Annotated in this window: 18 protein-coding genes; 10 read left to right on the top strand and 8 right to left on the bottom strand. The window is 75.6% G+C overall.

What is annotated here, in order from left to right; genetic code table 11:
* Positions 1–118: 118 nt before the first annotated feature.
* Entirely contained in the window at positions 119–790 is a 672-nt protein-coding gene (locus IE106_RS13130; RefSeq protein ID WP_189533340.1) for a GNAT family N-acetyltransferase, read from the top strand.
* A 58-nt stretch (positions 791–848) separates the two neighbouring features.
* On the top strand, positions 849–1,238 hold the full coding sequence (gene trxA / locus IE106_RS13125) for a thioredoxin (protein WP_189533338.1): 390 nt from the start codon (positions 849–851) through the stop codon (positions 1,236–1,238).
* A gap of 66 nt (positions 1,239–1,304) precedes the next feature.
* Here trxA and IE106_RS13120 read toward each other — a convergent pair whose 3' ends face one another.
* The 3 genes from IE106_RS13120 to IE106_RS13110 all read right to left on the bottom strand — a co-directional run bounded on the left by IE106_RS13120 (position 1,305) and on the right by IE106_RS13110 (position 3,976).
* Positions 1,305–2,489, bottom strand: a complete 1,185-nt coding sequence (locus IE106_RS13120; RefSeq protein ID WP_189533336.1) for a thiolase family protein — start codon at positions 2,487–2,489, stop codon at positions 1,305–1,307.
* A gap of 135 nt (positions 2,490–2,624) precedes the next feature.
* Entirely contained in the window at positions 2,625–2,912 is a 288-nt protein-coding gene (locus IE106_RS13115) for a hypothetical protein (RefSeq protein ID WP_189533334.1), read from the bottom strand.
* A 239-nt stretch (positions 2,913–3,151) separates the two neighbouring features.
* Entirely contained in the window at positions 3,152–3,976 is an 825-nt protein-coding gene (locus IE106_RS13110; RefSeq protein WP_189533332.1) for a TIGR02452 family protein, read from the bottom strand.
* 138 nt (positions 3,977–4,114) lie between these two features.
* Between IE106_RS13110 and egtA the strand changes: the two genes are divergently transcribed.
* The 4 genes from egtA to egtD are packed head-to-tail and all read left to right on the top strand — an operon-like array spanning position 4,115 to position 8,607.
* Positions 4,115–5,500 carry an ergothioneine biosynthesis glutamate--cysteine ligase EgtA gene (gene egtA, locus IE106_RS13105; protein ID WP_189533330.1) on the top strand — a complete coding sequence of 462 codons (1,386 nt, stop codon included), beginning with the start codon at positions 4,115–4,117 and terminating at the stop codon, positions 5,498–5,500.
* The gene (gene egtB / locus IE106_RS13100) at positions 5,497–6,819 is read left to right on the top strand and encodes an ergothioneine biosynthesis protein EgtB (RefSeq protein WP_189533328.1); all 1,323 of its coding nucleotides are present in this window, start codon (positions 5,497–5,499) and stop codon (positions 6,817–6,819) included. Before egtA ends, egtB begins: the two co-directional genes overlap by 4 nt.
* A gap of 7 nt (positions 6,820–6,826) precedes the next feature.
* Complete coding sequence (gene egtC, locus IE106_RS13095; protein ID WP_189533326.1) at positions 6,827–7,645, top strand: ergothioneine biosynthesis protein EgtC; 819 nt, start codon at positions 6,827–6,829, stop codon at positions 7,643–7,645.
* Positions 7,642–8,607, top strand: a complete 966-nt coding sequence (gene egtD / locus IE106_RS13090; RefSeq protein WP_189533324.1) for an L-histidine N(alpha)-methyltransferase — start codon at positions 7,642–7,644, stop codon at positions 8,605–8,607. The genes egtC and egtD overlap by 4 nt, the downstream gene beginning before the upstream one ends.
* On the opposite strand, the gene IE106_RS13085 is transcribed toward egtD, so the two are convergent.
* From IE106_RS13085 to IE106_RS13075, 3 genes are all read right to left on the bottom strand, one after another.
* Positions 8,502–9,509, bottom strand: a complete 1,008-nt coding sequence (locus IE106_RS13085) for a lysophospholipid acyltransferase family protein (RefSeq protein WP_189533322.1) — start codon at positions 9,507–9,509, stop codon at positions 8,502–8,504. The genes egtD and IE106_RS13085 overlap by 106 nt on opposite strands.
* Positions 9,509–10,291 (bottom strand): GNAT family N-acetyltransferase, encoded by a 783-nt coding sequence (locus IE106_RS13080; protein ID WP_189533320.1) that lies wholly within the window; start codon positions 10,289–10,291, stop codon positions 9,509–9,511. Before IE106_RS13080 ends, IE106_RS13085 begins: the two co-directional genes overlap by 1 nt.
* A 156-nt stretch (positions 10,292–10,447) precedes the next feature.
* Positions 10,448–11,698 (bottom strand): extracellular solute-binding protein, encoded by a 1,251-nt coding sequence (locus IE106_RS13075; RefSeq protein ID WP_189533318.1) that lies wholly within the window; start codon positions 11,696–11,698, stop codon positions 10,448–10,450.
* Positions 11,699–11,907: 209 nt separating this feature from the next.
* Here IE106_RS13075 and IE106_RS13070 point away from each other — a divergent pair, with 209 nt between their 5' ends.
* Positions 11,908–12,135, top strand: a complete 228-nt coding sequence (locus tag IE106_RS13070; RefSeq protein WP_189533316.1) for a dodecin — start codon at positions 11,908–11,910, stop codon at positions 12,133–12,135.
* A gap of 104 nt (positions 12,136–12,239) precedes the next feature.
* Here IE106_RS13070 and IE106_RS13065 read toward each other — a convergent pair whose 3' ends face one another.
* Positions 12,240–12,728 carry a phosphatase domain-containing protein gene (locus tag IE106_RS13065; protein WP_189533314.1) on the bottom strand — a complete coding sequence of 163 codons (489 nt, stop codon included), beginning with the start codon at positions 12,726–12,728 and terminating at the stop codon, positions 12,240–12,242.
* 47 nt (positions 12,729–12,775) lie between these two features.
* Between IE106_RS13065 and IE106_RS13060 the strand changes: the two genes are divergently transcribed.
* Complete coding sequence (locus IE106_RS13060) at positions 12,776–13,816, top strand: MsnO8 family LLM class oxidoreductase (protein ID WP_189533312.1); 1,041 nt, start codon at positions 12,776–12,778, stop codon at positions 13,814–13,816.
* A gap of 49 nt (positions 13,817–13,865) precedes the next feature.
* On the opposite strand, the gene IE106_RS13055 is transcribed toward IE106_RS13060, so the two are convergent.
* Positions 13,866–15,968, bottom strand: coding sequence for a laminin G domain-containing protein (locus tag IE106_RS13055; protein ID WP_189533310.1), 2,103 nt, complete (start codon positions 15,966–15,968; stop codon positions 13,866–13,868).
* A gap of 790 nt (positions 15,969–16,758) precedes the next feature.
* Between IE106_RS13055 and IE106_RS13050 the strand changes: the two genes are divergently transcribed.
* Positions 16,759–17,847, top strand: coding sequence for a radical SAM protein (locus IE106_RS13050; RefSeq protein ID WP_189533309.1), 1,089 nt, complete (start codon positions 16,759–16,761; stop codon positions 17,845–17,847).
* Positions 17,847–19,160 (top strand): preATP grasp domain-containing protein, encoded by a 1,314-nt coding sequence (locus IE106_RS13045; RefSeq protein ID WP_189533307.1) that lies wholly within the window; start codon positions 17,847–17,849, stop codon positions 19,158–19,160. The genes IE106_RS13050 and IE106_RS13045 overlap by 1 nt, the downstream gene beginning before the upstream one ends.
* The last annotated feature ends 7 nt before the right edge of the window (positions 19,161–19,167 follow it).

Here is a 19,167-nt window from a genome sequence, read left to right as displayed (position 1 = left end):
GAGCCACCGGCCCGGCGCCGGGAAGGGGGCACGAGCGCGTCGCCCGACCTCGCCCCCCTCTTTTGCACTAGTACATTCACCGGTTGAAGCTAGTGCAATGACCGACTAGGGTGCGTCCATGACCGCCACGAGACCCTCGCCCACCACCCTCACCGGCCGCCATGTGCGTCTGGAGCCCTTGGACCCGCGGCACCTTCCGGACCTGTTCGCCGCCGGCGGGCGGGACGAGGAGGTGTGGCGGTGGCAGGGCGGGCCCGCGCCGCGCACCGAGGAGGAGCTGGCCGTCAAGCTCCGGGAGGTACGGGCGGGGGCCGAGCGCGGGGAGCTGGTGCCGTTCGCCGTCGTGCACCGCGCGGAGGACCGGGCCGTCGGGTGGACCTGCTACATGGACGTCGCCGTGGACGACGAGCGCCTGGAGATCGGCTGGACCTGGTACGGACGCGCCTACTGGCGCACCGCCGTCAACACCGAGTCCAAGCTGCTGCTCCTGACCCACGCCTTCGAGGAACTCGGCATGGGCCGCGTGCAGTGGAAGACCGACCACCTCAACCACCGCTCGCAGGCGGCGATCGCCCGGCTCGGCGCGCGGCGCGAGGGGGTGCTGCGCCGGCACCGGCGGCGGCCGGACGGCACGTGGCGGGACAGCGTCTACTTCTCGCTCCTCGCCGACGAGTGGCCGCCGGCGAAGGAGCGGCTCTCCGCGCGGCTTCGAGGAAGCCTGGCGGACGGGCGGGACGGCGCGCCGCAGGGGCCGGCCGCGTGGCACCGCTCCGGAGGGGCAGGGGAATAGCGACGGCCCCGGGCACCGTTGTGCGGGGCACCGACGGACCCCCTGAGAGGCGGACGGCATGAGCACGATCGAACTGACCAAGGAGAACTTCGACCAGGTCGTGTCGGACAACGACTTCGTCCTGATCGACTTCTGGGCGTCGTGGTGCGGCCCGTGCCTCCGGTTCGCTCCCGTCTTCGAGAAGGCGTCGGAGCGCCATCCCGACCTGGTGTTCGCCAAGGTCGACACGGAGGCGCAGCAGGAGCTCGCCGCCGCCTTCGAGATCCAGTCGATCCCGACCCTCATGATCGTCCGGGAGAACGTCGCCGTGTTCGCCCAGCCCGGCGCGCTGCCCGAACCCGTCCTGGAGGACGTCATCGGGCAGGCCCGCGGACTGGACATGGACGCCGTGCGGAAGTCGATCGACGAGGCCGCGGCGGACGGCCGCGCCTCGGGCGCCGACCGCTGACGCTCCGCGGGGGGCGGGTGCGGCGGGGCCCCGCCCCCGGCGTCGCGGGGCGGGGCCCCGCGGCGCTCACCGCTCCAGGACCACCGCGATGCCCTGGCCCACCCCGATGCACAGCGCCGCCACGCCCGTGCCCGAACCCGCAGCCGCCAGCTGGTGGGCGACCGAGCCCGCGAGGCGGGCGCCGGACGCGCCGAGCGGGTGGCCGATCGCGATGGCGCCGCCGCGCGGGTTGACGATCGCCGGGTCCAGGTCCGGCCACTCCGCCAGGCAGCCGAGCGCCTGCGCCGCGAACGCCTCGTTCAGTTCCATGACGGCCAGGTCGGCGAAGGTGCGGTCGGACCGGCTCAGGGCCCGCTGGACCGCCTCCACCGGGCCGAGCCCGAACAGCTGCGGCTCGATGCCCGTCACGGCCGACGTGCGGATCCGGGCGAGCGGCTCGCGGCCGCAGGCGCGCAGACCCGCCTCGTCGACGAGGAGGAGGGCCGCCGCGCCGTCGTTGAGCGGCGAGGCGTTGCCCGCGGTCACCGTGCCGTCCGTGCGGAACGACGGCTTCAGCTTGGCCAGGGCCTCCATGGACGTCGTGTCGCGGACGGACTCGTCGCGGGCGAGCTCCACGCCCTCGTACGGGGCGATCTCGCCGTCGAAGAGTCCGTCCGCCCAGGCCCGGGCGGCCTTGCGGTGGCTGTCGAGCGCGAAGGCGTCCTGCTGCTCGCGGCTGATGGCGTGCTTGTCGGCGATCTGCTCGGCGCCCTCGCCCAGCGACACGGTCCACTCGGCCGGCATCCTCGGGTTGACCATGCGCCAGCCGAGCGTCGTCGAGTACATCTGCTGGTGTCCGGCGGGGAAGGCCCGCTCGGGCTTCGGCAGCACCCAGGGGGCGCGCGACATCGACTCGACACCGCCCGCCAGGACGACCGACGCGTCGCCCAGGGCGATGGCGCGGGCGGCCTGCACGACCGCTTCGAGGCCGGAGCCGCACAGGCGGTTGACGGTCACGCCGGGGACCGTGACGGGCAGTCCGGCCAGCAGGACCGCCATGCGGGCCACGTCGCGGTTGTCCTCGCCGGCGCCGTTGGCGTCGCCGAAGTAGACGTCGTCGATGCGCGCCGGGTCGAGGTCGGGCGTACGGTCGACCAGCGCCCGTACGACGTGCGCCGCGAGATCGTCGGGGCGCACCGAGGAGAGGGCGCCGCCGAACTTGCCGATCGGCGTGCGGACGGCGTCGACGATGTAGACGTCGCGGATGCTCATCGGGGCTCTCCCACGGCCTGGTGCGCGCATGCGGGCCCGCACGCGCGCGTACGTACGGTGAACGGATGTTCACTACCGACGGGGCGAGTCTCCGGCCCCGGGGCGGTCGGTGTCAACGGCCGCCCGGCGCCGGCCTCAGTCCCCGCGCGGCCGCGCGACCCGCGCCGACAGGCCGTAGTCCAGCTCCGACCCGTCCACCAGGAGCGCCTCCACGGTGGAGGTCTCCGGGTCGATGTCCGCGACCATGCCGCCACCGGCGTACCGGGGGTAGCCGGAGGCGCCCGTCTCGCCGGTGGCGTCCACCACGGCCGAGCGGATCGCCACCTCCGCGAGGTGCGCGGCGTCGTGCCCCTCCGCGTGCTCGGGCACGATCAGGATCTCCAGGCGCCGCGGGGGCTGGGGGTGCTGCCGATGTGTGTCCATGGTCGTGACGCTAAGGAGGTACGGCGCCCCGCGCACGCAGGGACGTGTCGGAAGGGTGCGCGCGCCGTCGGGCGGGAGGGCCCGCGGCGGGCGCCGTGACGGCGCGCTCCCCCGCCGTCCGGGCGGCCCGGCCCGGGTGGTCCGGTCCCGTCCCGGCGGTCGGGTCCCGTCGTGCCGGTCCGGTCCGGGCGTGGCCGCCGAGGCCGCCGACGAGACCGGCCGGGGCGTGGCCGCGCCCCCTACGCCGCCGCGAACACCGTGCGGAACGCCGTCAGCGTCCGCTCCTCGCGGGTCCGGTCCAGCACCGCGAACACGACCTCGTCGAAGTGGCCCGCGAACCGGCCCTCCCCGGTGAGCAGCGCCCGGAAGGCGCCCGCCACGTCGGCCGGGTCGTTGCGGAAGACGCCGCAGCCCCAGGCGCCCAGCACGAGGCGCCGGTAGCCGTGGGCGACGGCGGTCTCCAGGACGCGCTCGGCGCGCGACGCCAGGGCGCCCGGTATGCGGGCGGCCCGTTCGGGCGTACGGGCGCGGATGACGCCCGCGTTGGGCGCCGGCGAGGTCAGGAAGCCCACCGTGTAGGGGCGGTCGAGGAGCCGGCCGCGGTCGTCGCGGAAGACCGGCACGTCCGGCGAGTGGATGACCCGGTCCGTGTAGAACGGGTCGCGGTCGGCGCGGTGGTGGTCGTAGTACCCGGGGGCGCGCAGCAGCGTGGCGTAGAGCGCGGAGGCGCGGCACAGGGCCTCCTCCTGGGCCTGGGCACCGTTGAGGTAGCCGCCGCCGGGATTGCGGGCGGAGGCGAAGTTGAGGACGGCGACGGGGTCGCCGGGGGCGGCGGCGGTGAGCCGGCGCGCCGCCTCGGTGCTGGACTCCCCGGTGACCTCGACACGGGTGGCCCGCCCGGTGTCCGGGGTGGCGGGGACCGGATCGGGACCGTGCAGGGCGGTGCCCTCGACGGCCCGGGCGACCAGCTCGGCGATGCGGACCTCTCCGCCGGGGGTCCGGTACCAGCCCGCCGCGACGATCTCCTCCGTCTCCCGTGCGATACCGCGTAGACGTGCGCTCATACCCCGCATCCTTCGCGGTCATACGGACGGACCGCAACGGATTTACCCGGCACGGGCCGTTCACCCAGGCGCTCTTGTGCGGGTCCGCCACGGTGGCTTAGGTGGGACGGTACGCCCCGCGACACGAGGAGCCGCCCCATGCCTTCGAACGCCTTCCCCGACGGCGGTCCGCCGCTGTCCGAGGACGAGGCCGAGGACCTGCTTCGGTGCATCTGCTTCAAGACGGGCCCGCCCCGCGCGGTCGGGGTCGAACTGGAGTGGTTCGTCCACGACCTGCACCATCCGTACCTGCCCGTCTCCCCCGACCGCCTGCGCGGCGCCTTCACCGCCCTGCGCGCCCTGGGCCCGGGGTCGTCGCTCACCCTCGAACCCGGCGGACAGCTGGAGCTCAGCTCGCCGCCCGCCGCCTCGCTCGCCGAGTGCGTCGCCACCGTCTCGGCCGACCTCTCCGCCGTACGCGCCGCGCTCGCCCGCCTCGGGCTCGCCCTCACCGGCTCCGGCACCGACCCCTGGCTCCCCACGAGGGACCGGCTGCTGCGCGAGCCGCGCTACGACGCGATGGAGGCCTACCTCGACCGCTGGGGATCCGCCGGGCGGTCCATGATGCGCGACTCGGCGTCCGTGCAGGTGTGCGTGGACTCCGGGTACGAGGAGCCGGGCCCCCTCGGGTACGAGCGGCGCTGGCGGCTGGCCCACCTGCTGGGTCCGGTGCTCGTCGCCACGTTCGCCAACTCGCCCTCCCTGCACGGCCGTCCCACCGGGATGCGGTCCGCGCGGCAGGCGCTGTGGGCGGACATCGACCCGTTACGGGGCCTGGCGCCGCCCCTCGGCCGGGAGCCGCGCGCCGCGTGGGCGCGGCACGTGCTGGACACGCCGGTGATGTGCGTCCGCACGGCCGACGGGCCCTGGGTGGTACCGGAGGGGTTGACGTTCCGCGAGTGGCTGCGCTCCCGGGTGCCGCGGGAGCCGACCCGCGCCGACCTCGACTACCACCTGACGACGCTGTTCCCGCCCGTACGGCCGCGGGGCAGCCATCTGGAGCTGCGCATGCTGGACGCGCAGTCCGGCGACGACGGCTGGGTCGTCCCCCTGGCGGTGACGACGGCGCTGTTCGACGACCCGGAGGCGGCCGACGCCGCGTACCGCAGGCTGCTGCCGCTGACGGAGACCGCCGGGCCGCTGCCCCCTCCGAGGGACGCGCACTGGCGGGCGGCGGTCCGGGACGGGCCGGACGCGCCCGCGCTGCACCGGGCCGCCGTGGAGTGCTTCCGGCTCGCCCTCGGGGCGCTGGACCGCTCGGGCGCGCCCACCTCCGTGCGGGACGCGGTGGCCGCCTTCCAGGAGCGGTTCGTGCTGCGGCGCCGCTGCCCCGCCGACGAGCAGCGCGCCACCCCCCGCCCCCGCCCCTCTGCGGCACCGGCCCCCGCCCCGACGTCGTCTCCCCCGCGTTCCGGCCGTCCCGCCCCCACCGCCACGACCGCTTCCGGTTCCGGCCCCGACTCCGGGAAGGACCCCCGCACATGACCGTTACCGCCTCCCCCGAGACGCTCCGGCGACGGGCGTACGACGCGCTGGCGGCGGCACGGGCGCGCACCACCCTGCTCACCGACTGCGTCGACGACGGCGAACTGGCGGCCCAGCACTCGCCGTTGATGTCGCCGCTGGTCTGGGACCTGGCGCACATCCCCAACCAGGAGGAGCAGTGGCTGCTGCGCGCCGTGGGCGGCCGCGCCGCGTTGCGGCCCGAGATCGACCCGCTGTACGACGCGTTCCGCCACCCCCGCGCCACCCGCCCGTCCCTGCCGCTGCTGTCGCCGCGCGAGGCGCGGGCGTACGCCGCCGAGGTGCGCGACCGGGTCCTCGGCGTCCTCGACGAGTCCCGGCTGGAGGGCGACCCGCTGGTCGACGCCGCGTTCGCGTTCGGGATGGTCGCCCAGCACGAACAGCAGCACGACGAGACCATGCTGATTACCCATCAGCTGCGCCGCGGACCCGTCGCGCTGACCGCGCCGGAGCCGCCGCGCCCCGCCGACGACCCGGCCGGGCTCCCCGCCGAGGTGTGGGTCCCGGGCGGGGCGTTCACGATGGGCACCTCGCACGACGAGGAGCCGTGGGCGCTGGACAACGAACGCCCCGGGCACGTGCGGCACGTGCCCGGCTTCCACATCGACACGGTGCCGGTGACGTGCGGCGCGTACCGGCGCTTCGTCGACGAGGGCGGCTACCGCGACCCCCGCTGGTGGGCGCCCGAGGGCTGGGAGCAGATCCGGCGGCACGGCATCGGTGCGCCGCTGTTCTGGCGGCGCGAGGGCGGGCAGTGGCTGCGGCGGCGCTTCGGCACCGTGGAGCCCGTACCGGACGACGAGCCGGTGCTGCACGTCAGCTGGTACGAAGCCGACGCCTACGCGCGCTGGGCGGGCCGGCGGCTGCCGACGGAGGCCGAGTGGGAGAAGGCCGCCCGGTACGACCCGGTGTCCGGCCGGTCGCGGCGCTACCCGTGGGGCGACGCCGAGCCGTCCCCGGACCACGCCAACCTGGGGCAGCGGCACCTGCGCCCCGCGCCGGCCGGCGCCTACCCCGCCGGGGCGTCCCCGCTGGGGGTGCGGCAGCTGATCGGCGACGTGTGGGAGTGGACGGCCAGCGACTTCCTGCCGTACCCGGGGTTCGTGGCGTTCCCGTACCGGGAGTACTCGGAGGTGTTCTTCGGGCCCGAGCACAAGGTGCTGCGGGGCGGTTCGTTCGCGGTCGCGCCGGTGGCGTGCCGGGGGACGTTCCGGAACTGGGACCTCCCGGTGCGGCGGCAGATCTTCGCCGGGTTCCGCACGGCGCGGGACGCGGGGTGAGGCGCTGATGTGCCGTCACATCGCCTGGGTCGGTGACGAGCCGGGGCCGCTCGGGGAGCTGCTGGTGGCACCGCCGCACGGGCTCCACCGGCAGTCGTGGGCACCGCGCCGCCAGCGGCACGGGACGGTCAACGCGGACGGTTTCGGCGTCGGCTGGTACGCCCCGGACGACCCGGTGCCGGCGCGCTACCGGCGGGCGGGGCCCGTGTGGGCGGACCCGTCGTTCGCGGACCTGGCCCGCGTGGTGCGCTCGCACGCGGTGCTGGCCGCCGTGCGGGACGCGACCCTGCCCGGCGCGGACGGGGAAGCGGCCGCCGCGCCGTTCGCGTCCGGGCCGTGGCTGTTCAGCCACAACGGGGCGGTGGCCGGCTGGCCCGGCACGGTCGCCGCGCTCGCGGCCGGGCTGCCGCCCGCCGAACTGCTCGCCCTGGAGGCCCGCAACGACTCGGCGCTCGTGTGGGCGCTGGTGCTGCACCGGCTGCGGCGCGGCGAGGCGCCGGCCGACGCGCTGGCCGGGGTGGTCCGCGACGTGGCCGCGGCGGCGCCCGGGTCGCGATTGAACCTGCTGCTGACGGACGGCCGGGCGGTCACCGCGACCGCGTGGGGCGACACGCTGTGGTACCTGGCCGGGCCCGGCCGCCGCGCGGTCGTCGCCTCGGAGCCGTACGACGACGGCCCCGGCTGGCGCGAGGCGCCGGACCGGACGCTGCTGACCGCCACGGCGGACGGCGTCACGGCCCGCCCCCTGGACGCGCCTCCCTCTCCCTCCGCTGATCCGCACGCCCGGCGTGCTGCCGCCGAACCGCTCGAGGAGTCCCCCGCGTGAGCCCGTTCCTGCTGACCCGCACCCTGCCCGAGGGCACCACCGGCGCCGATCTCCGCGCCGACGTGCTCAACGGCCTGACCCGCACGCCGAAGGAGCTGCCGCCGAAGTGGTTCTACGACGCGCGGGGCAGCGAACTGTTCGAGGAGATCACCCGGCTGCCCGAGTACTACCCGACCCGCGCCGAGCGGGAGATCCTCGTCGCGCGGGCGGCGGAGATAGCCGCGGCGACCGGCGCCCGCACCCTGGTGGAGCTGGGGTCGGGCTCGTCGGAGAAGACGCGGCACCTGCTGCGGGCGCTGCGGCCCGGGCTGGTGGACTACGTGCCGGTCGACGTCAGCGAGTCGGCGCTGACCGGCGCGGCCGGGGCGCTGACCGAGGAGCTGCCCGAGCTGCGGGTGCACGCGCTGGTCGCCGACTTCACGCGGGGCCTGGCCCTGCCGGGCGCGCCGGGGCCGAGGCTCGTGGCGTTCCTCGGCGGCACGCTGGGCAATCTGCTGCCGCGCCAGCGGGCGGTGTTCCTGCGGTCGGTGCGGTCCCTGCTGGAGCCGGGGGACGCGCTGCTGCTCGGCACCGACCTGGTGAAGGACGAGGCGACGCTGGTGGCGGCGTACGACGACGCGGCGGGGGTGACGGCGGAGTTCAACAAGAACGTGCTGTCGGTGCTGGCGCGGGAGCTGGGCGCGGACGTCGATCCGGACGACTTCGACCACGTCGCCGTGTGGGACCGGGACAACGAGTGGATCGAGATGCGGCTGCGGGCGCGGCGCGCGCTGACCGTGAAGATCCCGGAGCTGGACCTGGTGGTGCCGTTCGCCGCGGGTGAGGAGATGCGGACGGAGGTGTCGGCGAAGTTCCGTCAGGAGGGCGTCGCGGCGGAGCTCGCGGCCGCCGGGCTGGAGCTGTCGCGGTGGTGGACGGACGAGGAGGGGCGGTTCGCGCTGTCCCTGGCGGCGGCGGTCTGACGCGGCGGGACGGCGGTCCGGCGCGACGGGGCGGTTGCCTGGCGCGGTAAGACGGCGGTCCGGCGCGACGGGGCGGTCACCTGGCGCGGCGGGGCGGTGGTCGCGGTGGTCCGGGCGGCCGTGACCGCCGGGCCGGCGACCGCCGCCCGGGCGGCGCGGGCCAGGGCACGGCGGTCGGGGTGGGTGCCGTACGGGATCGGGGCGAGGAGCCGGATCTCGGCGGTGATCCGCCCGGCCGTCGCGATCCGCCACAGTGACGCGACCAGCGGGTCGTCGCCGACGAACGCGGCGGGGCCCTGGGGCCGGTAGGCGATCCGTACGGGCTGGACGGGGGCGCCCGCGTCGAGGGCGGCCTGGAAGGCGGCCGGGCGGAACCTGCCGTGGGTCCGGCCGCACCACGTGGAGCCCTCGGGGAAGACGACGACGCGGTGCCCGGCGGCGAGGGTGCGGGCGAGGGAGCGGACCGCGCCCGGCAGGGCGCGCAGGCGGTCCCGGTCGAGGAAGAGGGTGCCGCCGAGGGCGGCGAGCGGGCCGAGCAGCGGCCAGTGGCGCACCTCCTTCTTGGCGACCATCCGTCCGGGCAGGACGGCCGCGACGAGGGGCACGTCGAGCCAGGAGACGTGGTTGGCGACGACGAGGAGCGGTCCGGGCGGCGGCGGGGTGCCGGTGACGCGCACCCGGACGCCGAAGGCGCGGACGGCGGTGCGGCACCACAGGCGGGTCAGCCGGTGGCGGGCGGCCGGGGCGAGCGGCGCGGTGAGCGGGGCGAGGACCACCCCGGCGAGGACGGCGGCGAGCCCGGCGGCGAGGCGCAGGGCCGCGCGCAGGGGCCCGGCCGCCGGGCGCGCGGGGGTGGCGCACCGCTCGGGGGTGCAGGGCGCGGACGGCAGCCAGACGCTCATCACTCCGCGCCGAGGGAGAGGAAGTGGCGCAGGTAGCGGGGGTTGGTGCGGCGCAGCGACAGCAGGACGTACAGGTCGGCGACGCCGAAGTCCGGGTCGTGGGCGGGGGCGCCGCACACCCAGGCGCCGAGGCGGAGGTAGCCGCGCAGCAGCGGCGGGAGTTCGGTGCGGGCGGCGGGGCGGGTGACGCCGTCGGGGGACCACAGGCGGTGCGGGGTGACCCAGTACTCCTCGGGGGCGAGGTGCTTGGCCTTGACGGTGTCCCAGGTGGCGGCGGCGAGGGTGCCTCCGTCGGCGAGCGGCAGGGAGCAGCAGCCGGCGAGCCATTCGTGGCCGGTGCGGGTCATGTAGCGGGCGATGCCGGCCCAGATGAGGGAGATGACGGCGCCGTTGCGGTGCGCGGGGTGCACGCAGGAGCGGCCGACCTCGACGAGGTCGTCGCGGATGGGGGCGAGGCGGGTGAGGTCGAACTCGCCGTCCGAGTAGAGGCGTCCGGCCACGCGGGCCCGCTCGGGCGGGAGGAGGCGGTAGGTGCCGACGACCTCGCCGGTGGTGTCGTCCCGTACGAGGAGGTGGTCGCAGTAGGCGTCGAAGGCGTCGCTGTCGAGGCCGGGCTCCGGGCCGTCGAGGTGCGCGCCCAGCTCGCCGGCGAACACGAGGTGCCGCAGGCGTTGCGCGGCCCGTACGTCCTCCTGCTCGCGGGCGAGGGAGACCCGGTAGCGGAGCGCGGGTGCCGGGGCGGGCGGGGCGGTGGTGACCGGGGCGGAGGTCGTGGTGGTCATGGGGGCTCCTTGGCCGGGCGGTGGGGGCGGCCGCGGGGGTGCGGTGGCCCGTACCCCTACTTGTGCCGTCGTCGCCTGGACTCGGCGTGACCGCCCGGCGGAGCGGGGATGTGCGGCGGCTGAATGCCCGTGTTCGCCGGCCGCCGCGCCCGGGGGTCAGCCTGACAGGGCCTCGGTGATCTGCTGGGAGGCCCTGCGCGCCGCCGCCTTGGGGTCCGCGCCCTGGAGGACGGCCGTCATGTACGGCTTGATGGGGTTGTCCGCCTCGACGTCGGCCCACTTCGGCGAGTTGGGGGTGGCCCGGCCGCCCGCCGCTCCGGCGGCCATCGCCGCGGTGGCCTCCTCCCCCTCGACGACGGAGGCGAGGGAGGTCTTGTTGGGCACGTGGTTCATGGTGCGGGCGAGGTCGGTCTGCCACTGCTTGCCGGCGAGGGCCGTCACGACGTCGATCGCGGCGGCGCGCTCGCCGGCGTTCACGGGGACGACGAGGTCGGAGCCGCCGGTGAACACGGCGCCCGGCCTGTCGGCGGTCTTGCCGGGGATGGGGAAGAAGCCGAGCTGGGAGGCGAGGCCGGGGTTGCGCTCCTGGACGGCGGCCGCGGCGGCCGGGGTGGCGATGATCTGGGCGACCCTGCCCTTGGCGAAGACCTCGGCCTGCGGCGGGTTCTCCTCGTCGGCGTCCTTCGGTCCGGAGCCGAGGGACTGGAGCTCCTCGTAGAACTCCATGCCCTTGAGGGCGGCGGGCGTGTCGAGCGCGCCGACCCAGCGGCCGTCCTTCTCGACGGCGAGTTCGCCGCCCTCGTCCCAGATGAACCCGGAGAGGGTGTACCAGTCCTGGCCTGCGAGGTAGATGCCCTGGGCGCCGGTTTCGTTGATCTTCTCGGTGTCCTCCAGCCACTGCTCGCGGGTCTTGGGCGGCTCCTCGACGCCGGCCTGCCGGAAGAGGTCCTTGCGGTAGACGACGACCCGGTTGGCGGCGTACCAGGGGATCCCGTACTGGCTGCCGTCGATGCTGCCGGGCTCGGCGAGGCCGGGCACCCAGTCCTCGTGGCCGAGGTCGCGCACGGACTCCAGCGTCAGGTCGTACAGCAGTTCGGTCTCGGCGTACTGGGCGACCTGGGTGTTGCCGACCTCGATGACGTCCGGGGCGTCCTCGCTCGCCAGGACGGCGGTGACCTTCTTGCCGATGCCGGTCCACTCCTGGATGACGACCTCCAGCCGGACACCGGGGTTCTCCCGCTCGTACGCGGAGGTGAACCGCTTCAGGAACTCCTCGGAGGCACTGCCCTTCATCAGCCAGACGGTGACGGTGCGGGTGCCGCCGTCCTGCCCGGGGACGAGGCCGCAGCCGGCGAGGGCGAGGGTGGACACGAGCGCGACGGGACAGGCGAGCAGGCGCTTCTTCACGTAGGTCACCTTTTGCTTCTGGTGCAGGCAGGACGGACCCGACGTGGGGGGAGCGAACGCGTTCGCACGGGCGATGGCTGGATTTTGGTATGTACCAATGGGCGGGTCAAGCCCGGTGCGTCCCGCCTCGCGGTCCCGGGCGGCCTGGGGCACCGTGGAAAGGGCGCGCCAGCGGGCGCGCGCGCACCGCCGGCGAGGAGGAGACCGCCATGTCACACCACACGTACCGCGTCACGGAGATCGTGGGCACCTCGCACACGGGTGTGGACGAGGCGATCCGCAACGGGATCGCGCGGGCCGCGCAGACGCTGCACAACCTGGACTGGTTCGAGGTGACGCAGGTGCGGGGGCACCTGGAGGAGGGCAAGGTGGCGCACTACCAGGTGGGACTGAAGGTGGGTTTCCGGCTCGACGGGCCGGACACCGACGAGACCTGAGCCGCCCCGGCACCCGGACCGCGCGGGCGCCGGGGACGGGGCGGGATCGCCGCTCCGGCCCCGGCCGGCGCGGCACGCGCCCGGCCCGCCCGGGACGGGCCCCCTCAGGTGCGGCCCTCCTTCTCCTGCGCCCGGTGCAGCGCGGGGGAGCCGAGCGCCCAGTCGGCGCGCACCACGTGGAAGCCCGCCTCCCGGGCGGCCCGGCACACCAGCTTGTCGTCGTCGACGAGCATGCGGACCTCCCGGTTCCGGCTGATCCGGCGCAGCACCTCCAGCTTGGCGAACCGGGCGGGGCGCCGGTCGTCGTCCCGGCGCATGTGGAGGCGCCCCTCGGGCAGGCCGTGCGCCGCCAGCCAGTCGAGGCTGTCCTGCCGGCAGCGCTCGGGGCGCCCGGTCAGGTAGCGGATCTCGCACTGCCGCGCCGCCTCCAGGCACAGCGCGACCCCGGGCGGGAGCGGCGGGTCCTGCGGGGCGGCGTCGAAGAAGGCGTCCCAGGCGCGCGGCGTGCGCTCCAGGAAGTGCTGCCGGTGCCGCGCGTCGGAGAGGGTGTTGTCCAGGTCGAACACGGCCAGGGGCCTGCTGTTGCTCGTCACCCCGCCAGCGTAGGGAATCCTTCCGGACCGGAGGCGTTGAACCCGGTGTGAGCCCTGACGCCGTCGCCCCGCCGCCCCTCCGCCTGTCCGTCCTGGACCGCTCCCGCATCCGCGAGGGCGGTGACGCCGCCGGGGCCCTGCGGGACACCGTGGCGCTCGCGCGGGAGGCGGAGGCGCTGGGCTACCACCGGTTCTGGGTGTCCGAGCACCACGGCGTGCCGGGCGTGGCCGGTTCGGCGCCGACGGTCCTGGCGGCCGCCGTGGCCGCGGCGACCTCGTCCATACGGGTGGGGACCGGCGGGGTGATGCTGCCGAACCACCAACCGCTGGTGGTGGCCGAGCAGTTCGGGGTGCTGGAGTCGCTGTTCCCCGGCCGGATCGACATGGGGGTGGGCCGTTCGGTGGGCTTCACCGACGGGGTGCGGCGGGCGCTGGGGCGGGGCAAGGAAGACGCCGGGGACTTCGCCGCGCAGCTGGACGAGCTGCTGGGCTGGTTCCGGGGGGCGCCGAGCGCGCACCCGGGGGTGCGGGCCCTGCCGGCGGAGGGGCTGCGGGTGCCGCCGTTCGTGCTGGCGACCGGCGGGGGGGCGGGGATCGCGGCGGCGGCCGGGCTGCCCCTGGTGATCGGCGACCTGAGGGACCGTCCGAAGCTGCTCGCGGCGGTCGACCGGTACCGCGCCGGCTTCCGCCCGTCCGCGTGGGCGCCGGAGCCGTACGTGGTGGTGGCGGGCACGGTCGCGGTGGCCGGGACGGAGGAGGAGGCCGCGCGGCTGCTGCTGCCGGAGGCCTGGGCGATGGCGTACGCGCGGACGCACGGCGCGTTCCCGCCGCTCGCCCCGCCCGAGGCGGTGGCCGCGCGGTCGATGACGGCGCGGGAGCGGGAGTACTACGAGGCGGGGCTGCGCGGCCACGTCCACGGCACGGAGGAACGGGTGCGGGCGGCGCTGGAGCGGGTCGTGGCGGAGACCGGCGCGGACGAGCTGCTGGTGACGACCAGCACGTACGACCGGGCGGCGCTGCGCGACTCCTTCCGCCGGCTGGCACGCCTCGCGGGCCTGCGGCCGCCTTCCGGCGGGGAGGCGGGGTAGCGCTTCGGGGCCCGTTCCCGCACGCGGGAACGGGCCCCGAAGTCCCGGGTCAGCGGAGCGGAGCGGTCGCGCCCGTCCGCAGGTGCGCGATCTGGCTCTCGCTCAGCACTCCGGCGTACGCCTGCACCTCGTCGACGTCGCCGCGCAGGTGCTCGCCCCAGCCGCCGGCGGTCTTCGCCCGGCCCACCTGCAGGGCGCCGAAGCTCCGCAGGCCGCGGGGGACGGACGCGGTCGCGGCCGGGCCGGTCTGGCCGTCGAGGTAGAGGCTCATCCGGCCGGTGGCGGCGTCGTGGACGACGGCGAGGTGGCAGCCCGGTCCCGTGCCGCCCTCCGGGACGTGGCTCTGGGCCACCACCGTCTCCGGCGCGCCCACCTCGTCACGCTGCGCCACCACCAGCTGCCACGCGTACGCCGCCGGGTCGTAGCGCACCTTGAAGACGTCCGTGTTCTCGCCGGCCTGCGACAGCACCGTCATCGGGCGGTCCGGGGCGGAATCGGCGAGACGGACGGCCACACCGACGGTGAAGCTGTCCTCGGTGTCCACGACGGTGGTCCCGGTCGTCGCGTGCCCGGTCGCCCCGTCCAGCTGGAGGTGGCCGTCGCCGAAGAGGGCGTAGGGCACGTCGGGGCAGTCCGGGTCGATGCCGGGGATGCAGGAGCCGTCCGGTCCGCGGTGGATCGTGGCACCGGTGCCGAGGGTCATCGGCTTCCCGCCGTTCCGCTCCGGGCTGGCGCCGTCCACCGCCTCCTCCAGGGACCAGCGGCCGAGCAGGACCGGCGCGCGGCGGGCGAGTTCGGCGGCCTCGGCCGGCACCACGACCCGGTCGTGGGCCCGCACGTCGCCGATCGCGCCGTGCCAGTGGTCGCGGTGGCCGTCACCGTCGCGGGCGCGGCCGATCTGGAAGGCGCCGGCGGTCCCGGGGGACGCGGCCCCGGTCCCGGTGCCGACCTCGTGGCCGTCGACGTACAGCCGTGCCTGGCCGGTCTCCGCGTCGTACAGGCCGAGCAGGTGGGCCCACTCGCCGGTCTCCGGGGCTCCGCCGCTGACGCGTGCGCCACCGGCCGCGAAGGACCAGAGCGGTCCGTCGTCCCCGGTACGCAGGCCCAGCGCGAACCCGGGTCCGTCGCCCTCGTCCTGGCTCGCGACGGTCATGGTCCGGTCCGTGCGCGCGGGACGCGCCCAGGCGCTGACGGCGAAGGTTCCCCGGAGGTCGAGGACCGGGGCGTCCGGGGTGAGGAAGCCCCGGCCGCTGCCGTCGAGGGCGGCCACGGAGGTGACGGACGTGCCCTGGGGGCCGTCGGCGCCGAAGACCACGCCGGAGCCGGCGCGCGCGGCGGGCCCGGACCGGGCGGCGGCGGTGGTCGACCCGGGCGCGTCGGACAGGGGCCAGTGGGCGACGGGGGCCCGTCCGGCCCTGACCGCGAACGCGTACCCGGCGGTCCCGCTGACGCGGCCGGCCCGGTCCACCGCGTGGACGCTGAGGGAGTCCGGGCCCTCCCTCAGCGGCAGGTGACGGATCGTGACGGGACCGCCCGGTTCGCCGGGGCGCACGGTCACGCGCGTGCCGCCGGTGAACTCGTAGCGGTACGCGACGACGTCGTCCGACGGGGAGTCCACGGTGAAGCCCCCGTACACGCCCACGCCGCCGTGGTACCCGCTGTCCGGGTAGTCGGAGGAGGTGACGACCGGCGTCTGCGGGCTGACGTCGTCGTAGACGAACTGGCAGACGGAGCCGTCGCCCTCGTCGCTCCAGGCGGAGACGGCCGTACCGGCGGTGGCGCGCACGTGCCACGAGACCACCGTGTTCGCCGGGACGTCCTCCGGCATCCGCCACGTCTGCGGCGTTCCGGACACCGCGTCCGTGGAGGTGGTGTACGTCCGGCGCTGCCCGGTCCCGTCCGCGGCCGTCCACCACGCCTCGAACTCGCCCCCGACCATGTTGCCCTCGCCGGGCCGGTCATCCTCCTCGGGGTCGCGGAGCACGGCGCCGAGCGTGGGCGGCCCGTCGACGTACGGTCGCGCGTCGCCCGCGGCGCACGGCCGGCCGTCGGTCCGGAGCTCCTGGACGAGCGGCTGGAGCGGCGGCAGGTCGGTGGCGGCCCGGGCCGTGCCCGGCACGGCCAGCAGCCCGAGGGCCAGTCCCCCCACCACGAGGCCGCGGTGTCTTTCCCGACCCCTCTTGTTCCTCACGGACTTCACGTTCCCCTCCCCCGGATCCCCCCACGGGTGATCCGTGCCGCAGGAGGCTAACAGGGCCCACCGGCACCCGCCGTCCCGTTTTGCGTCAGGAGGGGACCGCGTGGCGCGACGGCGACCGGGGCCCCCTCTGAAAGCTCCGGCCACGACCCCGCGTCGACGGCCGCGGCCGGTACGGCCTCCTCGTGGCGGACGGCGGGCCCCTCTCCCCCGTCGGTGGGCCACCGACGCCGCGCTTCTTCCGCTCCCCAGGGGGATCCGTCCACCCCTCCCCCACCGCGGAGCGGGCGTCCTCGCCGGGAGTACGACGGGCCGGGCGGCTCCGTCACGGAGAGCGGACACGGCCGAACGGGGGTGAAGCCGGTTCCCCGGTACCGGAACCGGGCCGGCCGCCGGGTGGCGGCACGTGGGGGAGGCGCGCCGGGAAATGGCCGGATCCGGCGGAGGGGACGGCCCGCCGGGACCGGCCGGCCGGGGCGCGCCCCCCGGCCGGCCGCCGGGGGCCTTCGCGCCCCTCGGCGGTGCGAAAAATGACACTCACCCTCTCCCCCGCGTCTGGCATATGTTCTGACGGGTTTCAGTGATCCTCCGTCACCTCGTAGGCGCGCCAAGGGAATTACTGGAACGCCGGGCCGCCGGAACGGCCACCCGCCCCGGCTTCCGTCGGTCCGCGCCGCCTCGGCCCGCACCCAGGGCGAGGTGCCGTGTCCCGTTCAGCGATCCTGGAAGGACAGGTCATACCGCCATGGCCGGAGCCAAGAACGGCGTGTTCGCCGAGAAGATCTCCCCGTACCTGCGCAAGAAGATCGACGAAGCCGGTGAGCCGCTCCCGTTCCTGGACCTGCAGTACGTCGTCGACCCGTCCGAGGCCGTCGAGCAGACCTTCGAGGTCGCGCGCCACTACCAGTCGGAGATGCGCCCGGTCTTCGAGGGGCGCGAACTGCGCGGCGTCGAGAAGCTGTACCGGCGGACCCTGCTGGTCGAGCCCACCACGATCTGCGCCGCGCACTGCCGCTGGTGCATCCGCGGGCAGTACGACACCTCGACGCTCTCCCGCGAGGACCTGGAACGCATCGCCCGCTACTGCGGCACGGCCCCCGAGAACCGGGACGTGCGGGAGGTGCTCGTCACCGGCGGCGACCCGCTGATCCTGGTCGACCGGGTCGAGTGGCTGCTGGACGCGCTGGAGGAGCACGCGCCCCAGGTCGAGACCGTGCGCGTCGCCACCCGGGTGCCGCTCCAGGACCCGCGCCGGGTCGACGCCCGCATGCAGCGCGCGCTGCGGCGCCGTTCGACGTTCCGGGTCGAGATCGCCACCCACATCAACCACAAGGGCGAGCTGTTCCCCGAGGTCAGGGAGGCGTACGCGGCGCTCCGGGAGGCCGGGGCGCGCATCTACGACCAGACGGTGCTGCTGCGCGGGCTCAACGACGATCTCGACACCCTCGTCGAGCTCTTCGACGAGCTGCGCTCCCTGGACATCGAGGCGCACTACCTGTTCCACTGCGTGCCGATCCGCGGCATGGACCACCACCGCACGTCCGTCGAGGAGGGCCTCGCGCTGCACCGCCGGCTGGGCGCCTCGGGGCTGGTGTCCGGCCGTGCGCGCCCGCACTTCACGCTGATGACGGACGTCGGCAAGGTGCCGCTGTACGAGGGTTCGATCATCGACCGGGACGAGCACCGCCGGATCCTGGTCCAGACCGGCTACCGGTACGAGGAGAGGATGTCCTGGGTCCCCGGCTGGCGGCTCCCCGACGGCGCCCGCGTCGACGACGAGGGGTTCCTGCAGGTCTGGTACCTGGACGCCCTCGGCGGGAAGGCGGAGCTCTGATGCCCCGTCTCTGGCTCGGCAACGCCTGCACCGAGCACATGGTCGACCGCATGGACCTGCTCACCCGGGAGGACTTCGACGGCACCCTGTTCGTGATGAAGCGCCTGGTGTGGCTGATGCGGGACGGTGACGCCCTCGTCCTGCCGCGGCCCGTTCCCGACGCCTTCCTCGCCCACGTCACCCGGCACACGGGCACCTCTCCGGACCGCATCCACGTGATCGCACCGGACGCGGACCTCCTCACCCAGGACCTGCTGCACTCGGAGGGGGTCCTCGGCCGCCTGCGGGAACTGGTCACCCCCGACTGGGAGTTCCGCCCCTACATCCACGACCGGGGCGCCGAGGTGTTCGCGCGGGAGCTCGGCCTGGTCACCGGATCGCGGTTCGTGGCGGAGGGCGGTGCGGAACTGCTCAACAGCAAGGTCGTCTTCCGCGCCCTGGCGGCGGGGGCCGGGTTCGCCGTCCCGGACGGCATCCCGTGCCGCACCAGCGAGGACCTGCGCCACACCCTGCGCCGGCTCCTGGCCGCGCACCGGGCCGTCATCCTCAAACGCGACCGCGCGGTCAGCGGCCACGGCAACGTCGTGGTCACCACCGACCCGGACCTGAAGGGCGCGGGGGCCCTGCGCACGATCGTCCTCGACGACCCGGCCGACCACGGGCAGGTGCTCGGGGAGGCCGGGCTCACCGCCACCCACGCCCCGCAGGGGGAGGTGGTCCTCGAGGTGTTCCACCCCGACTGCACGTCCGTGTACGTGGAGGTGGACTGCCCGGAGGACGGGGAGCCGGTCCTCCTCAACGGAGGACAGCTCCGCATCGACCGGCACCCGCCGATCCTCGCCGGGCTCGCGCTGCCGCCCAGGAGCGTGCCCGCGCCGGCCTGGGAGCGCTTCACCGGGGAGGCCCTGCGGATGGCCCGCCTCGTGCGGGACCTCGGCTACCGCGGCCTGGTCAACATCGACGCGGTGATCGACCCGGTCGGCGACGTCTGGTTCAACGAGGTCAACGCCCGCCTGGGCGGCAGCACCCACCTGCACCACATCGCCGAGACCCTCGTCGGCCCGGACTGGACGGACAGCCACGTCCTGATCAGCAGGTTCAACGTCCGGGCGCCCGCGCTCGAACGGCTCCTGCCCGCCCTGCGGGAACACGGGCTCGCCTGGGACCCCCGGCACCGGCGCGGCGTCGTCGTCGCCTCCGACGACACCGCCGCCAGCGGCACCCTCGAGTACGTGGTCCTCGCCCACGACGACGGGGAAGCCGACGCGCTCGAAGACCGACTGACCGCCCTCCTGCACCAGTACGACCAGTAAGGACCAC

Source organism: Streptomyces roseolilacinus, assembly GCF_014649335.1.
Classification (GTDB): domain Bacteria; phylum Actinomycetota; class Actinomycetes; order Streptomycetales; family Streptomycetaceae; genus Streptomyces; species Streptomyces roseolilacinus.
Note: the sequence above shows the minus strand (reverse complement) of the source record. Positions and strands in the feature narration are given on the sequence as shown.